This window comes from Peptoniphilus sp. Marseille-Q6390 (assembly GCF_965119475.1).
The window spans coordinates 432,638-449,576 of record NZ_CBCPLS010000001.1 but is presented as its reverse complement, the minus strand read 5'-3'; the positions used below and the strand labels follow the sequence as shown (position 1 = coordinate 449,576).

15 protein-coding genes and 1 riboswitch are annotated in these 16,939 nt (G+C 36.3%); of the genes, 3 read left to right on the top strand and 12 right to left on the bottom strand.

The window, feature by feature from the left end; translation table 11 throughout:
• Nucleotides 1-23 precede the first annotated feature (23 nt).
• The 3 genes from ACWPVO_RS02180 to ACWPVO_RS02170 all read left to right on the top strand — a co-directional run bounded on the left by ACWPVO_RS02180 (nt 24) and on the right by ACWPVO_RS02170 (nt 3,605).
• Nucleotides 24-710, top strand: coding sequence for a hypothetical protein (locus ACWPVO_RS02180; protein ID WP_412275832.1), 687 nt, complete (start codon nt 24-26; stop codon nt 708-710).
• Nucleotides 711-1,723: 1,013 nt separating this feature from the next.
• A complete protein-coding gene (locus tag ACWPVO_RS02175) occupies nt 1,724-2,809 on the top strand; it encodes a M24 family metallopeptidase (RefSeq protein WP_454206234.1) in 1,086 nt (361 codons plus the stop codon).
• 604 nt (nt 2,810-3,413) lie between these two features.
• A complete protein-coding gene (locus ACWPVO_RS02170; protein ID WP_454206232.1) occupies nt 3,414-3,605 on the top strand; it encodes a hypothetical protein in 192 nt (63 codons plus the stop codon).
• A 579-nt stretch (nt 3,606-4,184) separates the two neighbouring features.
• Here the strand turns inward: ACWPVO_RS02170 and ACWPVO_RS02165 are convergent.
• From ACWPVO_RS02165 to ACWPVO_RS02110, 12 genes are all read right to left on the bottom strand, one after another.
• Nucleotides 4,185-4,331, bottom strand: coding sequence for a YvrJ family protein (locus tag ACWPVO_RS02165; RefSeq protein ID WP_005956291.1), 147 nt, complete (start codon nt 4,329-4,331; stop codon nt 4,185-4,187).
• Nucleotides 4,332-4,362: 31 nt separating this feature from the next.
• Nucleotides 4,363-4,581 carry a DUF2922 domain-containing protein gene (locus ACWPVO_RS02160; protein WP_454206230.1) on the bottom strand — a complete coding sequence of 73 codons (219 nt, stop codon included), beginning with the start codon at nt 4,579-4,581 and terminating at the stop codon, nt 4,363-4,365.
• Between the two features lie 85 nt (nt 4,582-4,666).
• Complete coding sequence (locus tag ACWPVO_RS02155) at nt 4,667-4,888, bottom strand: DUF1659 domain-containing protein (RefSeq protein ID WP_454206228.1); 222 nt, start codon at nt 4,886-4,888, stop codon at nt 4,667-4,669.
• A gap of 83 nt (nt 4,889-4,971) precedes the next feature.
• A complete protein-coding gene (locus ACWPVO_RS02150) occupies nt 4,972-5,448 on the bottom strand; it encodes a peptidoglycan recognition protein family protein (RefSeq protein WP_454206226.1) in 477 nt (158 codons plus the stop codon).
• A gap of 13 nt (nt 5,449-5,461) precedes the next feature.
• Nucleotides 5,462-6,199: a sigma-70 family RNA polymerase sigma factor gene (locus tag ACWPVO_RS02145; protein ID WP_454206224.1), complete on the bottom strand. Its 738-nt coding sequence runs from the start codon at nt 6,197-6,199 to the stop codon at nt 5,462-5,464.
• A 1,287-nt stretch (nt 6,200-7,486) separates the two neighbouring features.
• Nucleotides 7,487-8,041: a hypothetical protein gene (locus tag ACWPVO_RS02140; protein WP_454206222.1), complete on the bottom strand. Its 555-nt coding sequence runs from the start codon at nt 8,039-8,041 to the stop codon at nt 7,487-7,489.
• A complete protein-coding gene (locus tag ACWPVO_RS02135; RefSeq protein WP_454206220.1) occupies nt 8,032-8,175 on the bottom strand; it encodes a hypothetical protein in 144 nt (47 codons plus the stop codon). The genes ACWPVO_RS02140 and ACWPVO_RS02135 overlap by 10 nt, the downstream gene beginning before the upstream one ends.
• Before the next feature lie 109 nt (nt 8,176-8,284).
• A complete protein-coding gene (locus ACWPVO_RS02130) occupies nt 8,285-10,813 on the bottom strand; it encodes an S-layer homology domain-containing protein (RefSeq protein ID WP_454206218.1) in 2,529 nt (842 codons plus the stop codon).
• A 542-nt stretch (nt 10,814-11,355) separates the two neighbouring features.
• Nucleotides 11,356-12,762, bottom strand: a complete 1,407-nt coding sequence (locus ACWPVO_RS02125) for an ATP-binding protein (protein WP_454206216.1) — start codon at nt 12,760-12,762, stop codon at nt 11,356-11,358.
• 607 nt (nt 12,763-13,369) lie between these two features.
• Complete coding sequence (locus ACWPVO_RS02120; protein WP_250341761.1) at nt 13,370-14,089, bottom strand: Fic family protein; 720 nt, start codon at nt 14,087-14,089, stop codon at nt 13,370-13,372.
• A 693-nt stretch (nt 14,090-14,782) separates the two neighbouring features.
• Nucleotides 14,783-15,907, bottom strand: a complete 1,125-nt coding sequence (locus tag ACWPVO_RS02115) for a pyridoxal-phosphate-dependent aminotransferase family protein (RefSeq protein WP_454206214.1) — start codon at nt 15,905-15,907, stop codon at nt 14,783-14,785.
• 135 nt (nt 15,908-16,042) lie between these two features.
• Nucleotides 16,043-16,648: an ECF transporter S component gene (locus tag ACWPVO_RS02110; protein WP_454206212.1), complete on the bottom strand. Its 606-nt coding sequence runs from the start codon at nt 16,646-16,648 to the stop codon at nt 16,043-16,045.
• A gap of 52 nt (nt 16,649-16,700) precedes the next feature.
• A riboswitch (FMN riboswitch) is annotated at nt 16,701-16,813 on the bottom strand.
• Nucleotides 16,814-16,939 lie beyond the last annotated feature (126 nt).

Genomic DNA, 16,939 nt, shown 5'->3' with positions numbered 1-16,939 from the left:
AACATGATGAAAAGAGGTTTATTTTGAATAATTTTAACAAAGGCAAACTCTTTTTTATTAAATTCTGCCAAGTTTTAATATCAATACTCTTCTTCTTATTCCTAATTTTTGTAATCAAGTGGAGGATGGATTCCCTTTACTTAAATTCCATTACCACAAAGGACATAAAAATTGGAATAGTCGACGAAGTGAAAAAAACTTATGGCGAGTTTCTTATAGCAACAGGCCTAAGAGAAGAAAAATTTGTTAAGCCCGTTGTCCTAATAGACGATGATAAAAAAGATGAAAAAGACGAAAATGTAAATTCCTTTACAGTTCCAGAAGGAACAAACCTAGATAGTCTTGGAGAACTTTTGATTTCCAAGGGACTAATTGCAGACATGCCAACTTACAAGGCCCTTGCAGAAGACATGCAAATAGAAGGCAAGATTGTCCCAGGCGCCTATGAGTTTGACAAGGGTATGAAGGTAAAAGAAATCCTTGCAGAAATTGCAGGCATAGAACTTAAGGACTACAAGGTAAATATTGCCGAAGGCGAAGGACCAGCCCAAGTAGGCAAAAAACTCCTAGACCTTGGAGCAATAGAATCAGACCAAGCCTTTATAGGAGAATGCAATAGGTTAGGAGTAACAGCCTTCGCACCAGGAGACCACGAATTCACAATGCCAATGAAGGTAGAAAATATAATAAAAACATTGACACAAAATTAATCTGTAGGAAACTACAGATTTTTTTGTGCAAAATAAGGGTAAAAGCTCTGCTTTTTGGATTGCTTTATAAAGAAATTTTCTTTAATTAATTTTATTAAAAACTGGTGCTTTTAAAATCCTTGATAAGGTTTTATTTTTTAAAATTTTTTGTAAAGCGGAGCTTTACGAATCAATATTGGAGGGGCTTAGGGGCATCGTGAGGCCCCTTGCCCCTCCAAACCACCCCCTTCACCCCACGTACGTTGAGTCCAAAAAAATCGGTCATGCTAAATTTTCAAAACTCATTCGCTTCGCGAATTCAAACAGTTGAAAATTTTTAACGCATAACCAATTTTTTTGCTCATTAGATGCACTCGATCAGCTCACGGTTTAAGCCTTAAATCATTTTATTTCATAGGTCGCAAAAAATAGTCCAAACACATTGAATTTTTTAACGACTGTCTTGCTTTACGGGGTTTCTCAACCTTTAGTCTATGGTTTTACCTCTACAGAGTTTCAAATTTATGCTGACTTACTTAAACAAACCTAACAACAATTAAAAACTTGCACACCAAAAAAAGCTTAATCAGTTTCGATTAAGCTTTATCTTTTTACAACTTTCTATTTAGTTATGAGCTTACGGGAGTGCCCCAGCTTGTTGAAGTCTTATAAGGTTATAACTTTTGCCAATAAATCGCAAGCTAATAAAGCAGTAAGCAAAAAGTTCGGAGACGTCAAAAAAATTTCACTGTTTGAGCGAAGCGAGTTTGAAATTTTTAGTCGGAGAGCTTTTTGCGTATTAATGGGTCGGGTCCCTGCCAGGTCGTTGGGGGTGTTCAGGGGAGGTTTGGAGGGGACAAGGGCGAATCGAAACGCCCTAAGTCCCCTCCAATAGCAATTATAAAAGCGTCAGCTTTTAAAAAACCTTTATTGAATTAACTTTTTACAAATTTATAAAAATTTGCCCCCATCTTCCCCATAGCTATATGGATAAATTTGTGATATATTTGAAAAAAAGAAACGGAGGACACACTATGCATAAAAATAGAATTGATAGACTTATAAAAAAAATGGAAGAAGCAAAACTTCACCACATGATAATCTCAGACCCCTACGCAATTTTTTATCTCCTTGACAGAATGATAGAACCAGGCGAAAGAGCCCTTGCCCTTTACATCCACAAGGACGGAGACATAAAGCTCCTCATCAACGAGCTTTTTCCACAAGAAGAAGAGGCAGGCGTAGACTTTATTTGGTACAACGACATAGAAGACGGCATTGAAAAACTTTCCAAGTTTATAAAAGACGATGAAGTCATAGGAATCGACAAATTTTGGTCAGCTAAGTTCCTTCTAAGACTTCAAGAAATCTTCCCAAATAAGAAATATGTAAATGGATCCACAATAGTTGACGGCGTTAGACGAATTAAAGACGAAGAAGAAAAACAACTAATGCGTGAATCCTCTGCCATCAATGACAAGGTAATGGAAGACCTCATCCCTTGGGTTGTTAAGGGCCTAAGCGAAAAAGAACTTTCCCAAAAGCTAAAGGAAATCTACAAGGCTCACGGAGTTGAAGAAGTATCCTTCGAACCAATCACAGCCTATGGCAAGTCAGCAGCAGACCCCCACCACTCCACAGACAACACAAAGGGCAAGCTAGGAGACTGCGTAGTCCTTGATATTGGAGGAATGTACAAAAATTACGCATCAGACATGACACGTACAGTATTCATTGGCGAAGTAAGTGATAGAGCTAGAGAAATCTACGAAATAGTAAAAGAAGCCAACCTAAGAGGAATCGCTGCAGCAAAGCCAGGCAACAAGATGTCAGACGTAGACAAGGCAGCAAGATCCTATATAGAAGAAAAAGGCTACGGCAAATACTTCACCCACAGAACAGGCCACTCCATAGGACTAGAAACCCACGAAGAAGGCGACGTATCATCAGTAAACGACAGCATAATAGAAGTAGGACAAATCTTCTCCGTAGAACCAGGAATCTATTTGTTAGACGAAGGAATAGGAGTTAGGATAGAAGATTTAGTATTAATAACAGAAGATGGGTGTGAGGTTTTAAATAAGGTATCAAAAGAATTGAGAGTAGTGCCGGTAGAATAAAATTTTTTTAAAAGCTAAAGCTTTTAGATTTCTGTATAAAGATTTAATATTTAAGAAGTTCTTGTAAAGCAGAGCTTTACTATTCCCTTTCCGGAGGGGGGTTAGGACCTTTCGATTGGTCCTGCCCCCTCCGGACCACCCCCATCACCTTCAACGACCTGGCAGGGGCCTTTGCCAACAACCCCGAGCGGCAGACATCCTAAAAATTCAAAACTTGCTCGCTTCAATTTGTTCCAAACAAAAAACTAATTATAAATAGAGTCAGAAGCACCTGGCTCTATTTTTTATTGCGAGCTTCGCGTGAACCTAATCAAGTCAAAGTTCGCTTCGCTCCTTTTCCTTGTAAGGTTCATCGGCTGAGCAAATAAATTTGCTCAAGCACATTGAATTTTTTTAACGGCTGTCTTGCCTTACGGGGTTTCTCAACCATTAGTCTACGGTTTTACCTCTACAACTTTTCAAACTTATGTAGGATCACTTAACCCAACCTAACAAATGGAATTAACTTTTGCATTAAAATAGATTAATTAGTAAAATATTGATTTCTTTGTCGTATTGAAAAATATGCCTAGTATACATATAATTACCTTAAGGAGCTGGTTTTATGTCTAAGGCTAAATTATCTTTTAACAAGAATCAAGAAAATTGTGTTGATAATAAAACAGACGAAGATAGGATGTTTGAAGATGCAATAAATTTTGTTGATAATCATATTGACGCTTTTAAAAGACTTGCAGAAATAAGTGATAATATTATGGATAAGTATGATGAAGCTTTTAGGGAATTGGGAAAGTAATTTTAGTCTAAAGTTCACAAAAAATTGTTAAACCTATAAAAATTAAATCAAAAAGAAGCTTAATCAATAAAGGATTAAGCTTTTCTTTATATACATTCATATTTAATTGTTACGTTAGCAATTGTGCCCCAGCTTGTTGAAGTCTTATAATGTTACAACTTTTGCCAATAAACCGCAAGCTAATAAAGCAGTAAGCAAAAAGTTCGGAGACGTTAAAAAAATTTCACTGTTTGAGCGAAGCGAGTTTGAAATTTTTAGTCGGAGAGCTTTTTGCGTATTAATGGGTCGGGCCCCTGCCAGGTCGTTGAAGGTGTTGGGGGTGGCCCGGAGGGGGAAGGACCAATCGAAAGGTCCTAACCCCATCCGGAAAGGGAATAGTAAAGCTCTGCTTTACAAAAATCTTTCAAAGACAAAGTCTTTATAAAGCAATCTAAAAGCGTCAGCTTTTAATAAAACTTTTTTAAAGAAAACTTCTTTATGTAATTTTTAAAAAATTTCCCTTTGCCCCCTTTAAAAAAGGGCAAAAAAATAAAGAACCCATAAAGATTCTTTCCAGAGTTTTAACAATAAAACTCTCCCCTACTTCCCCATATTCTCCAAAGCCTTAGAAAGCTCCACAATAACTTCCTTTAGCTCCTCCATCTTCTTCTCCAACCTCACCAAGAGATAACAAGAGATGGCAATGGGAAAACCAATATTTGAAATGTTAGCTAATAAATCTTCCATCGTACTCAACCTTACTAGACCTTACTCAAGCTTACCCAAGAGCAGTTTCTTTTCTAGTAACAATCGCAGCCCCGTTGAAAGTCTTGACAAAGCCAACCTTCCCTTGCACAAGTTTATTACTAGTGATGTTATTAGACACAGCCTTCACATCTTCTATCCCAACATTTTCCATAGGGTTAGATATTGTAAGAGTCCAAGGCTTGCCACCTTCATCAACAAAACTCATTCTTAAAGTTCTCGTTTCCTTCATAAAAAATTCTCCTTTCATAAAATACATAACAAGTGAAATCCAAAAATTTCACGCCAACAAGCTACCAAGCAAAAGATTATAAATCTTAAACTTCACTAGCTAAAACTTCTTCAGTGATTAAAGAAGAATTAGAGAAGTTTCCTTCAACAAGATGGTTAAGACCAGAAGAAAGACTATATAAGTTTTCTTTAGAAGCCTGAGGATTAATACCCTTGATGGAAACAGTTCTTCTCTTCATCACGCCAGAAGACTCGTCAGTAAAAACTGACTTAAGCATAAGTTTAGTTTCTTTAACTTTAACTGCCATTATTTTCACCTCCTACTATATACATAGAAAAAATTCCCAAAAGTTGCTATGCTAAAATAAAAAATTTTTAAAAAAATTGAAAATTATAGAGAAGCCCTAAAGGCCCACCACTTTTTCCAATTATTCTCAGACATAGAGCGAGGACAAATCTTGCGCGAAGCATCATAATGTCTTACCACCCTCTCAAGAGGAATGTTATAAAGACCCATGAGATACCTAATAATCTTTCTTGCATTCTCAAGAGCGGCCTCATAATTGCCATCCCTATTGACGCAGATCTCAACTCCAATAGAATTAGAATTAGTGATCCCATACCTGCCGTGACCATCGCCACAGTGCCAAGAAGCATTAGCAGTCTCAACAGTCTCCACTATTCTCTTATCATCCACAAAATAATGAGCCGAAGCCTGCCTGTTGCCACCATTAAAATACCTAAAGTGAGCAAGAGCATCAGCACCAGGATTAGGATTTCCAGTGTCGTGGACCACAATAAATCTCGGAGCTACATTCCCCTGCCTCTTCATAAAGTTATAGCGAATAAGATTCTTTTCAATCAACATAAAAACACCTCCTTCATAAATTATTATTAAGAATAAATTTACGCAAGTTGGCAACGGCATTGACCTTGAGATTAATCACAGTCCTCTTAGAGATACCAAGAAAATCAGCAATCTCACTGAGACCCAAATGCTCATAATAAAAGAGCCTAACCACCATCCCCTGCCTTGGAGTTAGACTATCAAGTGCCTCCTTCAAGATACCCAGCCTCTCAGCCTCCAAAAAGTCCGACTCAATATCCACCCCAGCATCAAGAGAATCAAAAATAGACAGACCCTCCTCATCAGAGACCTCATCGTGAAGGTCGCCCTCCACATTAGTGAGGTACTTGTAGGTATTAAGATAAAAATACATAAGCGAAGACTTAACATACTTAAGAAAGGACCTCTTCCCATCAAAATCTTCAAGGCATTCCAAGACCATATAACGGCCATCAGAATAAAGATCCTCAAACTCAGAATATACTGGGCAATATCTCTTAATCGAAGACCTAATAAGAGGGTCAAGCATAGATAAGATCTTTGCCCTTGCCCTCTCCTCACCAACAAGAGCAGACCTCAGGACCTTGTCAAAATCTTCATAAGAATTTTTCTTCAAAGACTCAGAGCACTTAGACCCAGAGTCCCTGGACCCAGTCCAAAGATCCCCCTCAAGATTATAAACTTCCTTCATGTCCCCCCTAGGACTTATGATTTTGCTCATATTACTTCCTCCAATCTTATTATCATCTTCCCTCCTATCAAAAATCTCCATTAAGCTTACCTCCTTTTGTAAATTATTCTTAAGGATATTATAGAACTTCCGTTTTAAATTGTCAATCATTTGTTTAAACTTATTTTCTTTATAAGAAAGTAAGGGAAAGAAGTTTTTCAAAATTGTTGGAAAAGCCTAAAGGTTTTTAGAATTAAAGTTGTTGTATAAAGATTTCATCTTTAAAGAGTTTGTGTAAAGCTAGGCTTTACTATTCCCTTTCCGGAGGGGGTTAGCAAGCTAACAAAATTATTCAAAAAGCTGACGCTTTTACATTTCTTATAAGGAGGGGGTACAAGGGGCGGGCGAGGCCCCTTTCCCCCTCCTTAAACCTCCCCCTTATCCCCATCGCTCTAGCAGGGGCTCGACCCATTAATACGCAAAAAGCTCTCCGACTAAAAATTTCAAACTCGCTTCGCTCGAACAGTGAAATTTTTTTAACGTCTCCGAACTTTTTGCTTACTGCTTTAATAGCTTGCGATTTATTGGCAAAGGCGATAACCTCATCACACTTCAACAAGCTGGGGCACTCGATCAACTCACTGCTAATAACGAAGTTATAGTTCTTTATGAGTTGATGAAACATTATTACTTTGTAGCTTATTATGAAGTTGGAGTTTCTTTATAAAGTCATAGAAAGTGATAACTTACCAAATAAATAGAAAGTTATAAAAAGAAAAAGCTTAATCGAATATGATTAAGCTTCTTTTGATTAAAAAGTTTATTAAGATTGTTAGGTTTTGGTATGTAACTCAAGATAAGTTTGAAAATATGTAGAGGTAAAACCACTAACTAGGGTTGAAAAACCCCGTAAGGCAAGACAGCCGTTAAAAAAATTCAATGTGCTTGAGCAAATTTATTTGCTCAACCGATGAACCTTACAAGGAAAAGGAGCGAAGCGAACTTTGACTTGATTAGGTTCACGCGAAGCTCGCAATAAAAAAATAGAGACAGGTGCTTCTGACTCTATTAATAAATTATCTTTAATTTATAAAAGTTTGTAGCGAGCAAGTTGTGAATTTTTAGGATGTCTGCCGCTCGGGGTTGTTGGCAAAGGCCCCTGCCAGGTCGTTGGGGGTGTTCAGGGGAGGTTTGGAGGGGATAAGGGCGAATCGAAACGCCCTAAATCCCCTCCAAGAGAACATAGTAAAGCTCTGCTTTACAAAACCCAATTAAAGATGAAATCTTACTCAAGCAATCCAAGAGCAATTGAAAAAGCCTCAGCTTTTAATATCCCTTTTTAAAAAAACTTCTTTCCATCTTTCTTTAAAGAAAAAAATAAAGCAGACCTCAATCTGCTTCTCCTTTTATAAAAGTCCAAGTACCTTTAAAGATCGCCCTAAACTTTTCTTCCATATTATTTTTTAAGTACTCATAATTACTAACAGAAACAGAACAAGAATAATTTTCTTCTTCAGTATCAGTGGACTTTATTTTAATCGAATACTTTCCTATCTCTCTACTATCCTCATACCTTGTCGCAAACACATAATCATTGTAAATTTTTATTGCATTTAAAGCTTCTATATCATTTACACTGTTAATATTAAAAATAATTTTATTGTAGAGTTCCCTAACCTTTTCAATGTCTTTAGAAGGAACATATCCATAACTAGTAAGGGCAAGATATTCTGAAAAGTTATTCTTCAAATCTCTAAGCCACTCTATCCTCTCCCTAGTCACTATCTCCTTGTAAGTTTGCTTCCTGTTGAATCTAAAGCCAGCAAAGACACCAAAAACAGAAATAAAAGCAGCAAGGATAATACCAACTCCTCCTGCTAACTCAGTAGACTTTGTCTTATCAAAAATTATAAATACAATAGAATAAAAGAGAACTAATGACAAAAAATAAGAAGCAAAACAAGAATAGCATAACTCATAACTGTAAAAAATTTACAAATTTTCTCACAAATTGAATTTTCTTTTTCTATCTTACCTGTTAAATCTTTTGAATTTAGCTTTTCATTATCAGTTGACATACTACCACCTCTTGCCCTAATTCTACCAGAAAAAACTTTTATGTACAAAAAGAAAAACCCGAGAGTTTCCTCTCAGGTTTTATCTTTAATTTTAATTAAATAAGATTAATTATTTAATTTTTTCAACACCTGCGTAAGTTGTTGTGTCGCTATCAAGTAGGTCGTTAAAAGCTTTAACTCTGTTATTTACATATCCTTGATTTAAATCAGCTTTTGTATAAACAGTTTTTGCAAGCTTTAATTCTTCTTCTAGCTTGTTAACTTTTTCTTCAGCAGCTTTAAGTTCTTTAACTGCTTCTTGATATTTAACTAGATTTTCTCTAGCTGTTTCAGCTGCTGCTTTGTTTGCAATTTCAGCTTTAGTATATTTTTCTTTTGCTAATGTTTTTCCACCAAGTGTGTGCATTGTAGCTTGTTTTTCAGCTTCAGCTTTTTTAGCTGCTGCTAATTTTTCTTGAAGATCTTTAACATAAGCATCAAATTCTTTTTGATCTAAATCATTGTTTCTGATATCAGTTGCAATGTATAGACCATTGTTGTTTCTTTCGAATACCTTGAAAGAAATTTTCTTGTCAGTTCCCTTGAATGCTTTTAGAGCTTCTACATCTTCGTTAGCAACGATATATGTTGCATAGCCATTTCTGTCTGCTTCGTCGAATAGGTTGTAATCAACTTTAGCTACCATGTGCCATACACCGTTAACATTCTTAACGTCAACAACATATCCAACTCTTTGAGCCTTGTCAGCTGTTGGAAGAATTCCTACGATAGAATCTCTAAGTTTAGCATCGCCAAGAAGTGAGATAACTTTAGCTTCGTTGCTCTTAGCATTCTTAACAGCAAATTGAATAGCTGTTCCTTCTTCTAACTTACCATATCTCTTATCAGAGAAGATTTTTGCATCTCTAATATCTAAGAATGATTTTTCTCCTCTAATGTCTTCAATCTCGATGAATTTCTTATCAGAGTCTACTTTTGTAATCTTAACGATTGGGAATTCAGATGAAGAGTGATCAATTAGTGTCTTGTAGAATGATCCTTCTCTTACTGTATCTAATTCGATAACGTCAAGTTTGTCACCATATTCTAGTGGGAATCTTGATGTATCATATACGTTGTTTCTTTCAACTAGAGTACCATCAGTTTTTTCAAGAGTTGTCTTGAATGTAGAACCAGATGATTCGATTACTCTGAATTTTTCTCCTTCAGCTGCTTTGTTTACAAAGTTAAATACTACAACTTTTGCAGTGTGTCTTTTAGCTTCGTTGAAATTGATAGCTTTGTAGTTAGCTTTCATTCCATCAGTATCGAAACCAGCATATACGCCTGCTAGTTTGTATCCATCATAGTTGTGGAAACCGATAAGAGCAAGTGCTGCATTAATATCAGCAACTTTCTTCATTTGGTTGTTAGCTGGGTTAGCTACATAGAATTCAGTCTTGTCATTAATCTTAAGATCAATAACTTTACCTTTTACATCAACGTTGTGGAATCTGATGTATTCTGCATCAATATTGTTGTCGTTGAATTTAACTGTTGCGTAAGTTTGTCCTGCTTTAATTTCTTTTTGAGCAGCTGCTGCATTGTTAACTCTTGGGTTTACAGTTTCAATAGTATAATCTGCAACGCCTTTCCAAACATTGTTAGCAACAACCTTACCTTCTGTAGCATATTCTGGTTTTGCAAGTTCTGCTGGGTTACCAAGTTCGATAATGTGAGTTACTTCGTTCTTTTCGTTAACAAGAACTCTTACAAGTGATCCTAGGTAGTAATCAGTTGCTTTAAGATCAAGCTTGTCTAGTGGAACGATTTGTTGTCTAACAGCATCTTTACCAGTTACAAATACAGTATTTCCAGTAACCTTGTATTCCATTTTAGAATCTTGGTTAAGAGTTAAAACGTCTTTTGTAAGGTTAGAGATAATACCTCTAGTTTCGTTAGCTGGAACTCTCTTGAATTCTTTCATTGTGTAAAGAGCATTGTAAATCATAGTGAATGCATCTGCTCTGTTAGCTGCTTTGTTAGAATCAACAACGTTAACGTCGTCAAGAATTCCTAATTGAGCTGCCCATGTCATCCATGAAGTTGCCCATTTAGCGTTTTTAACCATGTCTGCTGTAAGGTCTTTTTTAGCAAGAACTACAAGCATTTTAGCTAATTCAGCGTAAGTTACGTCGTTTTCTGGCTTGAATGATCCATCAGGGTATCCTGCTAGCATTGCAATTCCGTTAGCATCAGATGGAACAGTAGTTCCTACTGAGATAACTCCGTTTGCCCAGTGTTTAGCATCTACGTCAGAGTAGATTTTCATTGAGCCTTGAAGTTGTTTTGCTAATTCTTCGTTACCGTTAGCAAGTACAAGAAGTCTTGTAATTTCGGATCTCTTGATGTTTTTATCAAGTCCGTAAGTTCCGTCTTCGTAGCCTTCAACAAGCTTTTTGTCGATTACGTATTGGATTTTGTTATCTTTTCCAACTACTTTTTCAACTTTTTCTCCAGCTTCTGCTTTTTTAGTTTCAGTCTTTTTAACTTCTTCTTTTTTAGCAGTAGCTCCTTTAGCTGTTTCGGCGAAGACACTTGTGAATGTTCCTAGTACCATAACTAGTGCTAGTACTAGAGAAATAATTTTCTTGTTCATTTGTCTTTCGACCTCCTTAAAAATTTTGTAGATTCTACAAAAGTCTCAAACTTTTGTCGCCGAGACTGAACTATCTCGGCTAAGAGGTCGACAAATAAATATCGCCTTTTGGTTTTATTTAGTTGTCATGTTCCTCTTGTGTCTCTATTATACACTAGAATTTTGCTTTGTAAAATTACAATTACATTACATAAAGGAAATATGCGAAATTCTTTTGCAACATTCCCTCTTGTGATGGCTTGTATTTTATTTGGCTCTTTCTCGTGTTAATAGGGCAGTCTTTTTTGACCGTATGTAGAATTATAACAAAAGGATTACAGGATTGCAATTTTTTATTTTTTTTTTCTAATCAGATAAAGAAAGAAAATGGAAAGAAAAGGTTGGTTAAAGAAGTTTTTAAAAGCTATCGTTTTTATAATTGCTCTTGGAGGGGCAAGGGGCCTCACGATGCCCCTAAGCCCCTCCAATATTGATTCGTAAAGCTTGGCTTTACAAAAAAATTTTTAAAGATAAAATCTTTATAAAAAACAAAAAAGCTACCTTTATTGTTTAAATTCCCAATGCCCATCCTTAGCACTGCCTACATACTTTATTATTTTTTTATCTGTTAGAACTTTTAAATCTCTTTTTATAGTTCTATCAGTTACATTAAATTGTTTAGATAAATCATTGGCAGTTATTTTAGGGTTATTTTTTATTATTTCAAGAATTTTTTCACGCCTATCACTTGGTTTTAATTTTTGACCGACACTTTGAGTGACATTTTGGGTGACATTTTGGGTGACACTTTGAGGGGCATAATTTAAGTTTTTTAGAATTGTAGTAAAAGAAGATTCTGTTGACTTAAACTCTGGTTTTAATTCTTTTTTATAATTTTCTTCTGATTCATAAGCTTCTATAATTTTTCTAAGTCCAGATCCACGTCTTTCCATTAAATCCATTCTAGCAAATACATCTGCTATTATCGGATTTCTTCTTGTGGAAGATACATTCAACGGATTGAGATCTTGCACAAAAGTCCCATCATACATACCGCCAGGAGAATATATTTCTAGCCTGTCATCATAGATATCTACATGGACTTCACTGCCAATTACTGAATAATCTCTGTGAATAAGTGCATTTACTAAGGCTTCCTGCACTGCTCTTTCAGGATATTCTGGATATTCTATTCTATAGACTGGACCTTTCTTCCACATCTTTTTTGAATTTCTTTTTACAAAGTCTAGACTTGCTTTTAAAAGATAAATTATATTTCCTTCAAATTCAACATCATCAAGAGCTTCTATTCTACCACTGGCTTTAGTTAATCCATTCCATCTAGTACAAAATACCCTTGACTGATAAATTTGATAGTTATCTGCAAAGAGTGCTCCTGCAATTGTTAAATTGTTCTCATCATTTACAAGTCCAAAAGATTTTAAATCTTTTTCTTCAAAATCTTTTCCCGTTCTTTCTTTGTACTCGATTCTAAGTTCCTTAAAACTTACATTTTCTAGTTTTTTCTTTGATTGAAGTGAATCGTAACTTATATGTTCTCCTTTTAGCGATAGATTAAATAAGTCTATTCGACTTGCAGGGACACTTTGATTTCCTACTCTTTTATAAGCAGTTCTGCTTCCTCCATCAACTACAAAATATGGTGTGTTTTTCCCAACAAATATATTTAAAATCAATATGACTTTTCCATCAATTTCCTCTATTTCCATATCAAATTCTGGATTCGGATCCATTTTAGTTTTTACGATTTCAGAAATATTTTCGGAAGTATCTTTATAGTCTTTAAGTCCAAGAATTGTATTATCTTCTTTAACTCCAAATATTAGCTTCCCACCTCTACCATTAGCAAAGGCTGACACAGATTTTAACCAAGACTTTGGCTTATTTATTTCTAATTTTTCTTTTTTGTCGTATAGATTTGTTTCTCCAAGATAGTCTTTTAAGTTCAAAGTATCTCTCCTTTGCTTTTTCTTTTATTATATTCTATTTGCCGAGATTTTGGCAATAATATCATAAATACTAAGAAAAGCCCAATCAATAAAGGATTAAGCTTATATTTTATAACTTTATCTTCAATTGTAACGTTGGCAATTATGCCCCAGCTCTTTGAAATGTTATAAGGTCGTAAAGTTTGCTAATATCCTGCAAGCTAATAAGGCTGTAAGCAAAAAGTTCGAAGACGTTAAAAAAATTTCACTGTTCATGAGGACGGAGCGAGTGAGTTGACATGACCTAACCCAATTTGCAAAAGCAAATTGATGGTAGGTCAGTTCGCAAATTGGAGCTTGCGACAATTTGTATTCTACTATTTAATAGTCGGAGAGCTTTTTGCGTATTAATGGCTCGGGCCCCTGCCAGGTCGTTGGGGGTGGTAAGTGGAGGTTTGGAGGGGATGCCACGCAGGCACAGGCAAGGGCGATCGAATAAGCCCCTGCGTGCCCAAATGGGTATAAGTCCCCTCCAAAAGAACATAGTAAAGCTCGGCTTTACAAAACTATTTAAAGATGAAATCTTTTCAGTAGATTCATAAAGACAAAGTCTTTGAATCCACTTCCCTTACTTCAAATAATCTCCTATAGTTCCTAACTCCAACTCCCTCACCATGTCTAGGAAGAGTCCTAGGTCTCCCTCTCTTCCGTAATTATCTAGGGCTTGGTAGTAGGCTGGCCTATTTTTTGCTTCTATTACTATTGGAAGGTATCCCCTCTTCATTAGTATAAAGTTTAGAAGAAGTCTGGCACTTCTTCCGTTTCCGTCTTGGAAGGGGTGGATTCTTATAAATTCTGCGTGGACCCAGGCTGCTAGTTCCACTGGATGGGTATTTTCTTTTTTGATCTTGTAATCTTCTATAAAGTTTTTCATCTCTTGTCTTACTGCTTCCCAGGATGGTGGAGAGAATGATGCTCCTGTTATTCTCACGTTCCCGTTTCTATAGATGCCTCCTGAGAATATGTTATCCATTAGGATTTGGTGAAGGTCTTTTATTAGTTCTTCGTCTAGATCTTCTTCAAGATGACTTTTTATATAGTCAAAGGCTTTTTTGTGGTTAACTACTTCGTAGATTTCTCTCAGGTCCTTGCCTCCTATTGATGTCTTGTCTACTAATAGGGTCTTGACCTCGTAGATGGAAAGGGTGTTGCCTTCAATTTTTGTGGACTCGTGAGAAAATCTCAAGTCTAGGTCTTCTTCTATCTTCTCAAGGATTGATGGAGAGATGTTTTTTATATCTATTTTTAATTTATCAAGAGCTTGATCAATTTCCTTAAATCTTTCCAAGTTTTTCTCCTTTCTTTGCTTTTTTCTTTATTATATTCTATTTGTTGGGAACTTGGCAATCTTACTCAAGATGTGTTTGAAATTTTTAAAAAAATAAAGCCTAATCAATATCGATTAAGCTTTGTCTTTTTATAAGTTTATATTTAATTGTGATCTTGTAATTTTCTATTACTTAATAAAGAATTACAACTTCATACTAATCTACGAGGTTATAAGCTTCTATGACTTCATAAAGAACTACAACTTTGTACTTAATAGTGAGCTAATCAAGTGATCCAGCTTGCTGAAGTCTTATAAAGCTATAAACTTTTCCAATACGCTGATGATTAATAAATCAGTAAGCAAAAAGTTCGGAGACGTTAAAAAAATTTCACTGTTCAATAGAACGGAGCGAGTGAGTTGACATGACCTAACCCAATTTGCGAAAGCAAATTGATGGTAGGTCAGTTCGCAAATTGGAGCTTGCGACAATTTGTGTTCCTCTATTTTTAGTCGGAGAGCTTTTTGCGTATTATTGGGTCGGGCCCCTGCCAGGTCGTTGAAGGTGTTGGGGGTGGCCCGGAGGGGGAAGGACCAATCGAAAGGTCCTAACCCCCTCCGGATAAAGAATCGTAAAGCTTGGCTTTGCAAAAAAATTTTAAATATGAAATCTTTATAATAAAATTCTTTTCCTTATTTTCTTTAAAGAAAATCTTATTTTTCCATTAATTTTTGAAACTCTTCTTTTAAAGATACCTTTGTCTTGATCCCAAGTTCCCCAAAAACCTCATCTAACTTTTCATAGAGTTCTAAGAAGTTTTCATAGGAGATGTTGTTGCCCATGTGGCCTATTCTAAATACTTTTTCGAAGATGTAGCCTGCTCCCTTGGAGATTAGGATTCCTTTTTTTCTCAAGGCTCCGATGATGTCTTCTGCTATGAAGCCTTCTGGGACCATGACTGCTGTTAGGGTGTTGGATCTTGAGTCTTTGGCGTAGAGTTCGAAGCCTGCTTTTTCAAATATTTCTCTTGTGACTTCTGCGTATTTTTTGTGAAGGGCAAGGGCGTCTTTTTGAAATAAGAGGTCTAGGGCTAGGTCTAGGGCATAGGTCAAGTTTTCGTTCATTGTGTATGGGAAGGCGAAGCCGTCGGAGTAGGCGTAGTAGTTTTCGAAGTTCATATAATATGAAGGAACTGGTTTTTTTCTATCTCTTATTGCCTGCTTGGCTCTCTCTGATATTGTCACTAGGGTGAGGCCTGTTGGGGCTGAGATACATTTTTGGCTTCCTCCTAGGGCTATGTCTACTTTGTAGTCGTCGAAGTCAAATTCTTCTCCTCCCATGCCTGATACTGTGTCTACTATTGTTAGGATTCCGTAGGAGTTTAGGAGCTGGCAAATTGTCTTGACGTCGTTGGTGATGCCTGATGGTGTTTCGCAGTGGACCATGGTTGCTACTTTGAAGTCGTGGTCTTTTTCTAGGAAGTTCTTAAGTTTTTCTATGTCGAAGCCTCTTCTGAAGTCGTCTTCGTATATGTAGGGTTGACCTTCATAGTATTTTACAAAGTCGGCAAAGCCTGCTCCAAAGACTCCGTTGTTAAGGACTAGGACTCTGTCGCCTTTTTCTACTAGGTTTATGATGGCGCCTTCTAGTCCTATCATTCCTTCTCCTAGCATGATAAAGGATGTGGCTTCTGTCTTTAGGAGTTTGGATATTTTCTTTTCTACTTGTCTATGTTTCTTTTCGTATTCTGGATCTATGTCTGGGTTGGTAAGGGACTTGCCCATTACTTCCATTACTCTTGGGTCGATTGATGTTGGGCCTGCGCAAAGTATTTTCATTGTCTACCTCTCTTTGTATTTTTTAAAAAGTTTTCTTTATAAATTATATTATATAGGATAAAAAAAACAAGCTGCCCTGGGACAGCTTGCTCTTTTATCTTATCTTATCTTTAATCTTTTTTAAATCTTTTTTATTTAGTTTTTGAAGAGTGGTGAGACTCTTTTGTAGACTAGCATCATCACTGCTGATGTTGTGAAACCTTTTATTAGGTTAAAAGGTAGGACTGAGTAGATCATCATTGTGAATAGGCCTGTGATTCTTGATGTGATTGCTGAACCCATTCCTATTATTGCTTCCATTGGCATTACCTTACCATATAGTGGGAATACTACGAAGTAGTTGGAGATCATTGCAAGGACAGTCATGGCAAGGACTCCTAGTGTCATGGAGACTATTGCTCCCTTGTATGTCTTGTGTCTTCTATAGAAGTAGGCTGACACGAAGGCAAAGGTTGATGAGATGATGAAGTTGGATAGTTCGCCAACTCCTGCTGTCATTGTGCCCTTAAAGATGATGTGCATTATGTTTTTTATGGCTGCGATTATGATGCCGTAGGCTGGTCCCATTGTGAAGGCCCCCATTAGTACTGGTAGGTCTGAGATGTCTAGCTTCATAAAGGGTGGTGCTACAAAGGTAAGTGGTAGTTGAAAATACATTAGTATAAAACCAATTACTGATAGCATTCCTATTTTTGTCATGTCTTTTGTTCTTATCATTGAACTTGAATTTACTTTATTCATTTTACCTCCTGTTGGGGCATAAAAAAACCCCGAACCTTCGGGGCGTGAAAGTTTAAATCATTCTCTCATCCAGACTTTACTGTCGGTATTGGAATTGCACCAATTCGGCTTGCGCTCGCGGACTTTACCGCCGGTTGGGATTTGCACCCTTCCCTGAAGATTTAAAATATTTATTTATTTCTTGTTTTTATTATATCACTCGTTAAATTTTTTTCAAGCTTTATGTGGAGTTAATTTGTATTAAATTGATGAAAGCTTTCTTTAAAAACATATTAAAAAATTTTTCATCAT

Coding starts and splice junctions, on each gene's coding strand:
- ACWPVO_RS02165 (WP_005956291.1), bottom strand. CDS start 4,331: ATGGAAGATTTATTAGCTAACATTTCAAATATTGGTTTTCCCATTGCC.
- ACWPVO_RS02130 (WP_454206218.1), bottom strand. CDS start 10,813: ATGAACAAGAAAATTATTTCTCTAGTACTAGCACTAGTTATGGTACTA.
- ACWPVO_RS02145 (WP_454206224.1), bottom strand. CDS start 6,199: ATGGAGATTTTTGATAGGAGGGAAGATGATAATAAGATTGGAGGAAGT.
- ACWPVO_RS02175 (WP_454206234.1), top strand. CDS start 1,724: ATGCATAAAAATAGAATTGATAGACTTATAAAAAAAATGGAAGAAGCA.
- ACWPVO_RS02150 (WP_454206226.1), bottom strand. CDS start 5,448: ATGTTGATTGAAAAGAATCTTATTCGCTATAACTTTATGAAGAGGCAG.
- ACWPVO_RS02115 (WP_454206214.1), bottom strand. CDS start 15,907: ATGAAAATACTTTGCGCAGGCCCAACATCAATCGACCCAAGAGTAATG.
- ACWPVO_RS02170 (WP_454206232.1), top strand. CDS start 3,414: ATGTCTAAGGCTAAATTATCTTTTAACAAGAATCAAGAAAATTGTGTT.
- ACWPVO_RS02135 (WP_454206220.1), bottom strand. CDS start 8,175: ATGTCAACTGATAATGAAAAGCTAAATTCAAAAGATTTAACAGGTAAG.
- ACWPVO_RS02110 (WP_454206212.1), bottom strand. CDS start 16,648: ATGAATAAAGTAAATTCAAGTTCAATGATAAGAACAAAAGACATGACA.
- ACWPVO_RS02155 (WP_454206228.1), bottom strand. CDS start 4,888: ATGGCAGTTAAAGTTAAAGAAACTAAACTTATGCTTAAGTCAGTTTTT.
- ACWPVO_RS02160 (WP_454206230.1), bottom strand. CDS start 4,581: ATGAAGGAAACGAGAACTTTAAGAATGAGTTTTGTTGATGAAGGTGGC.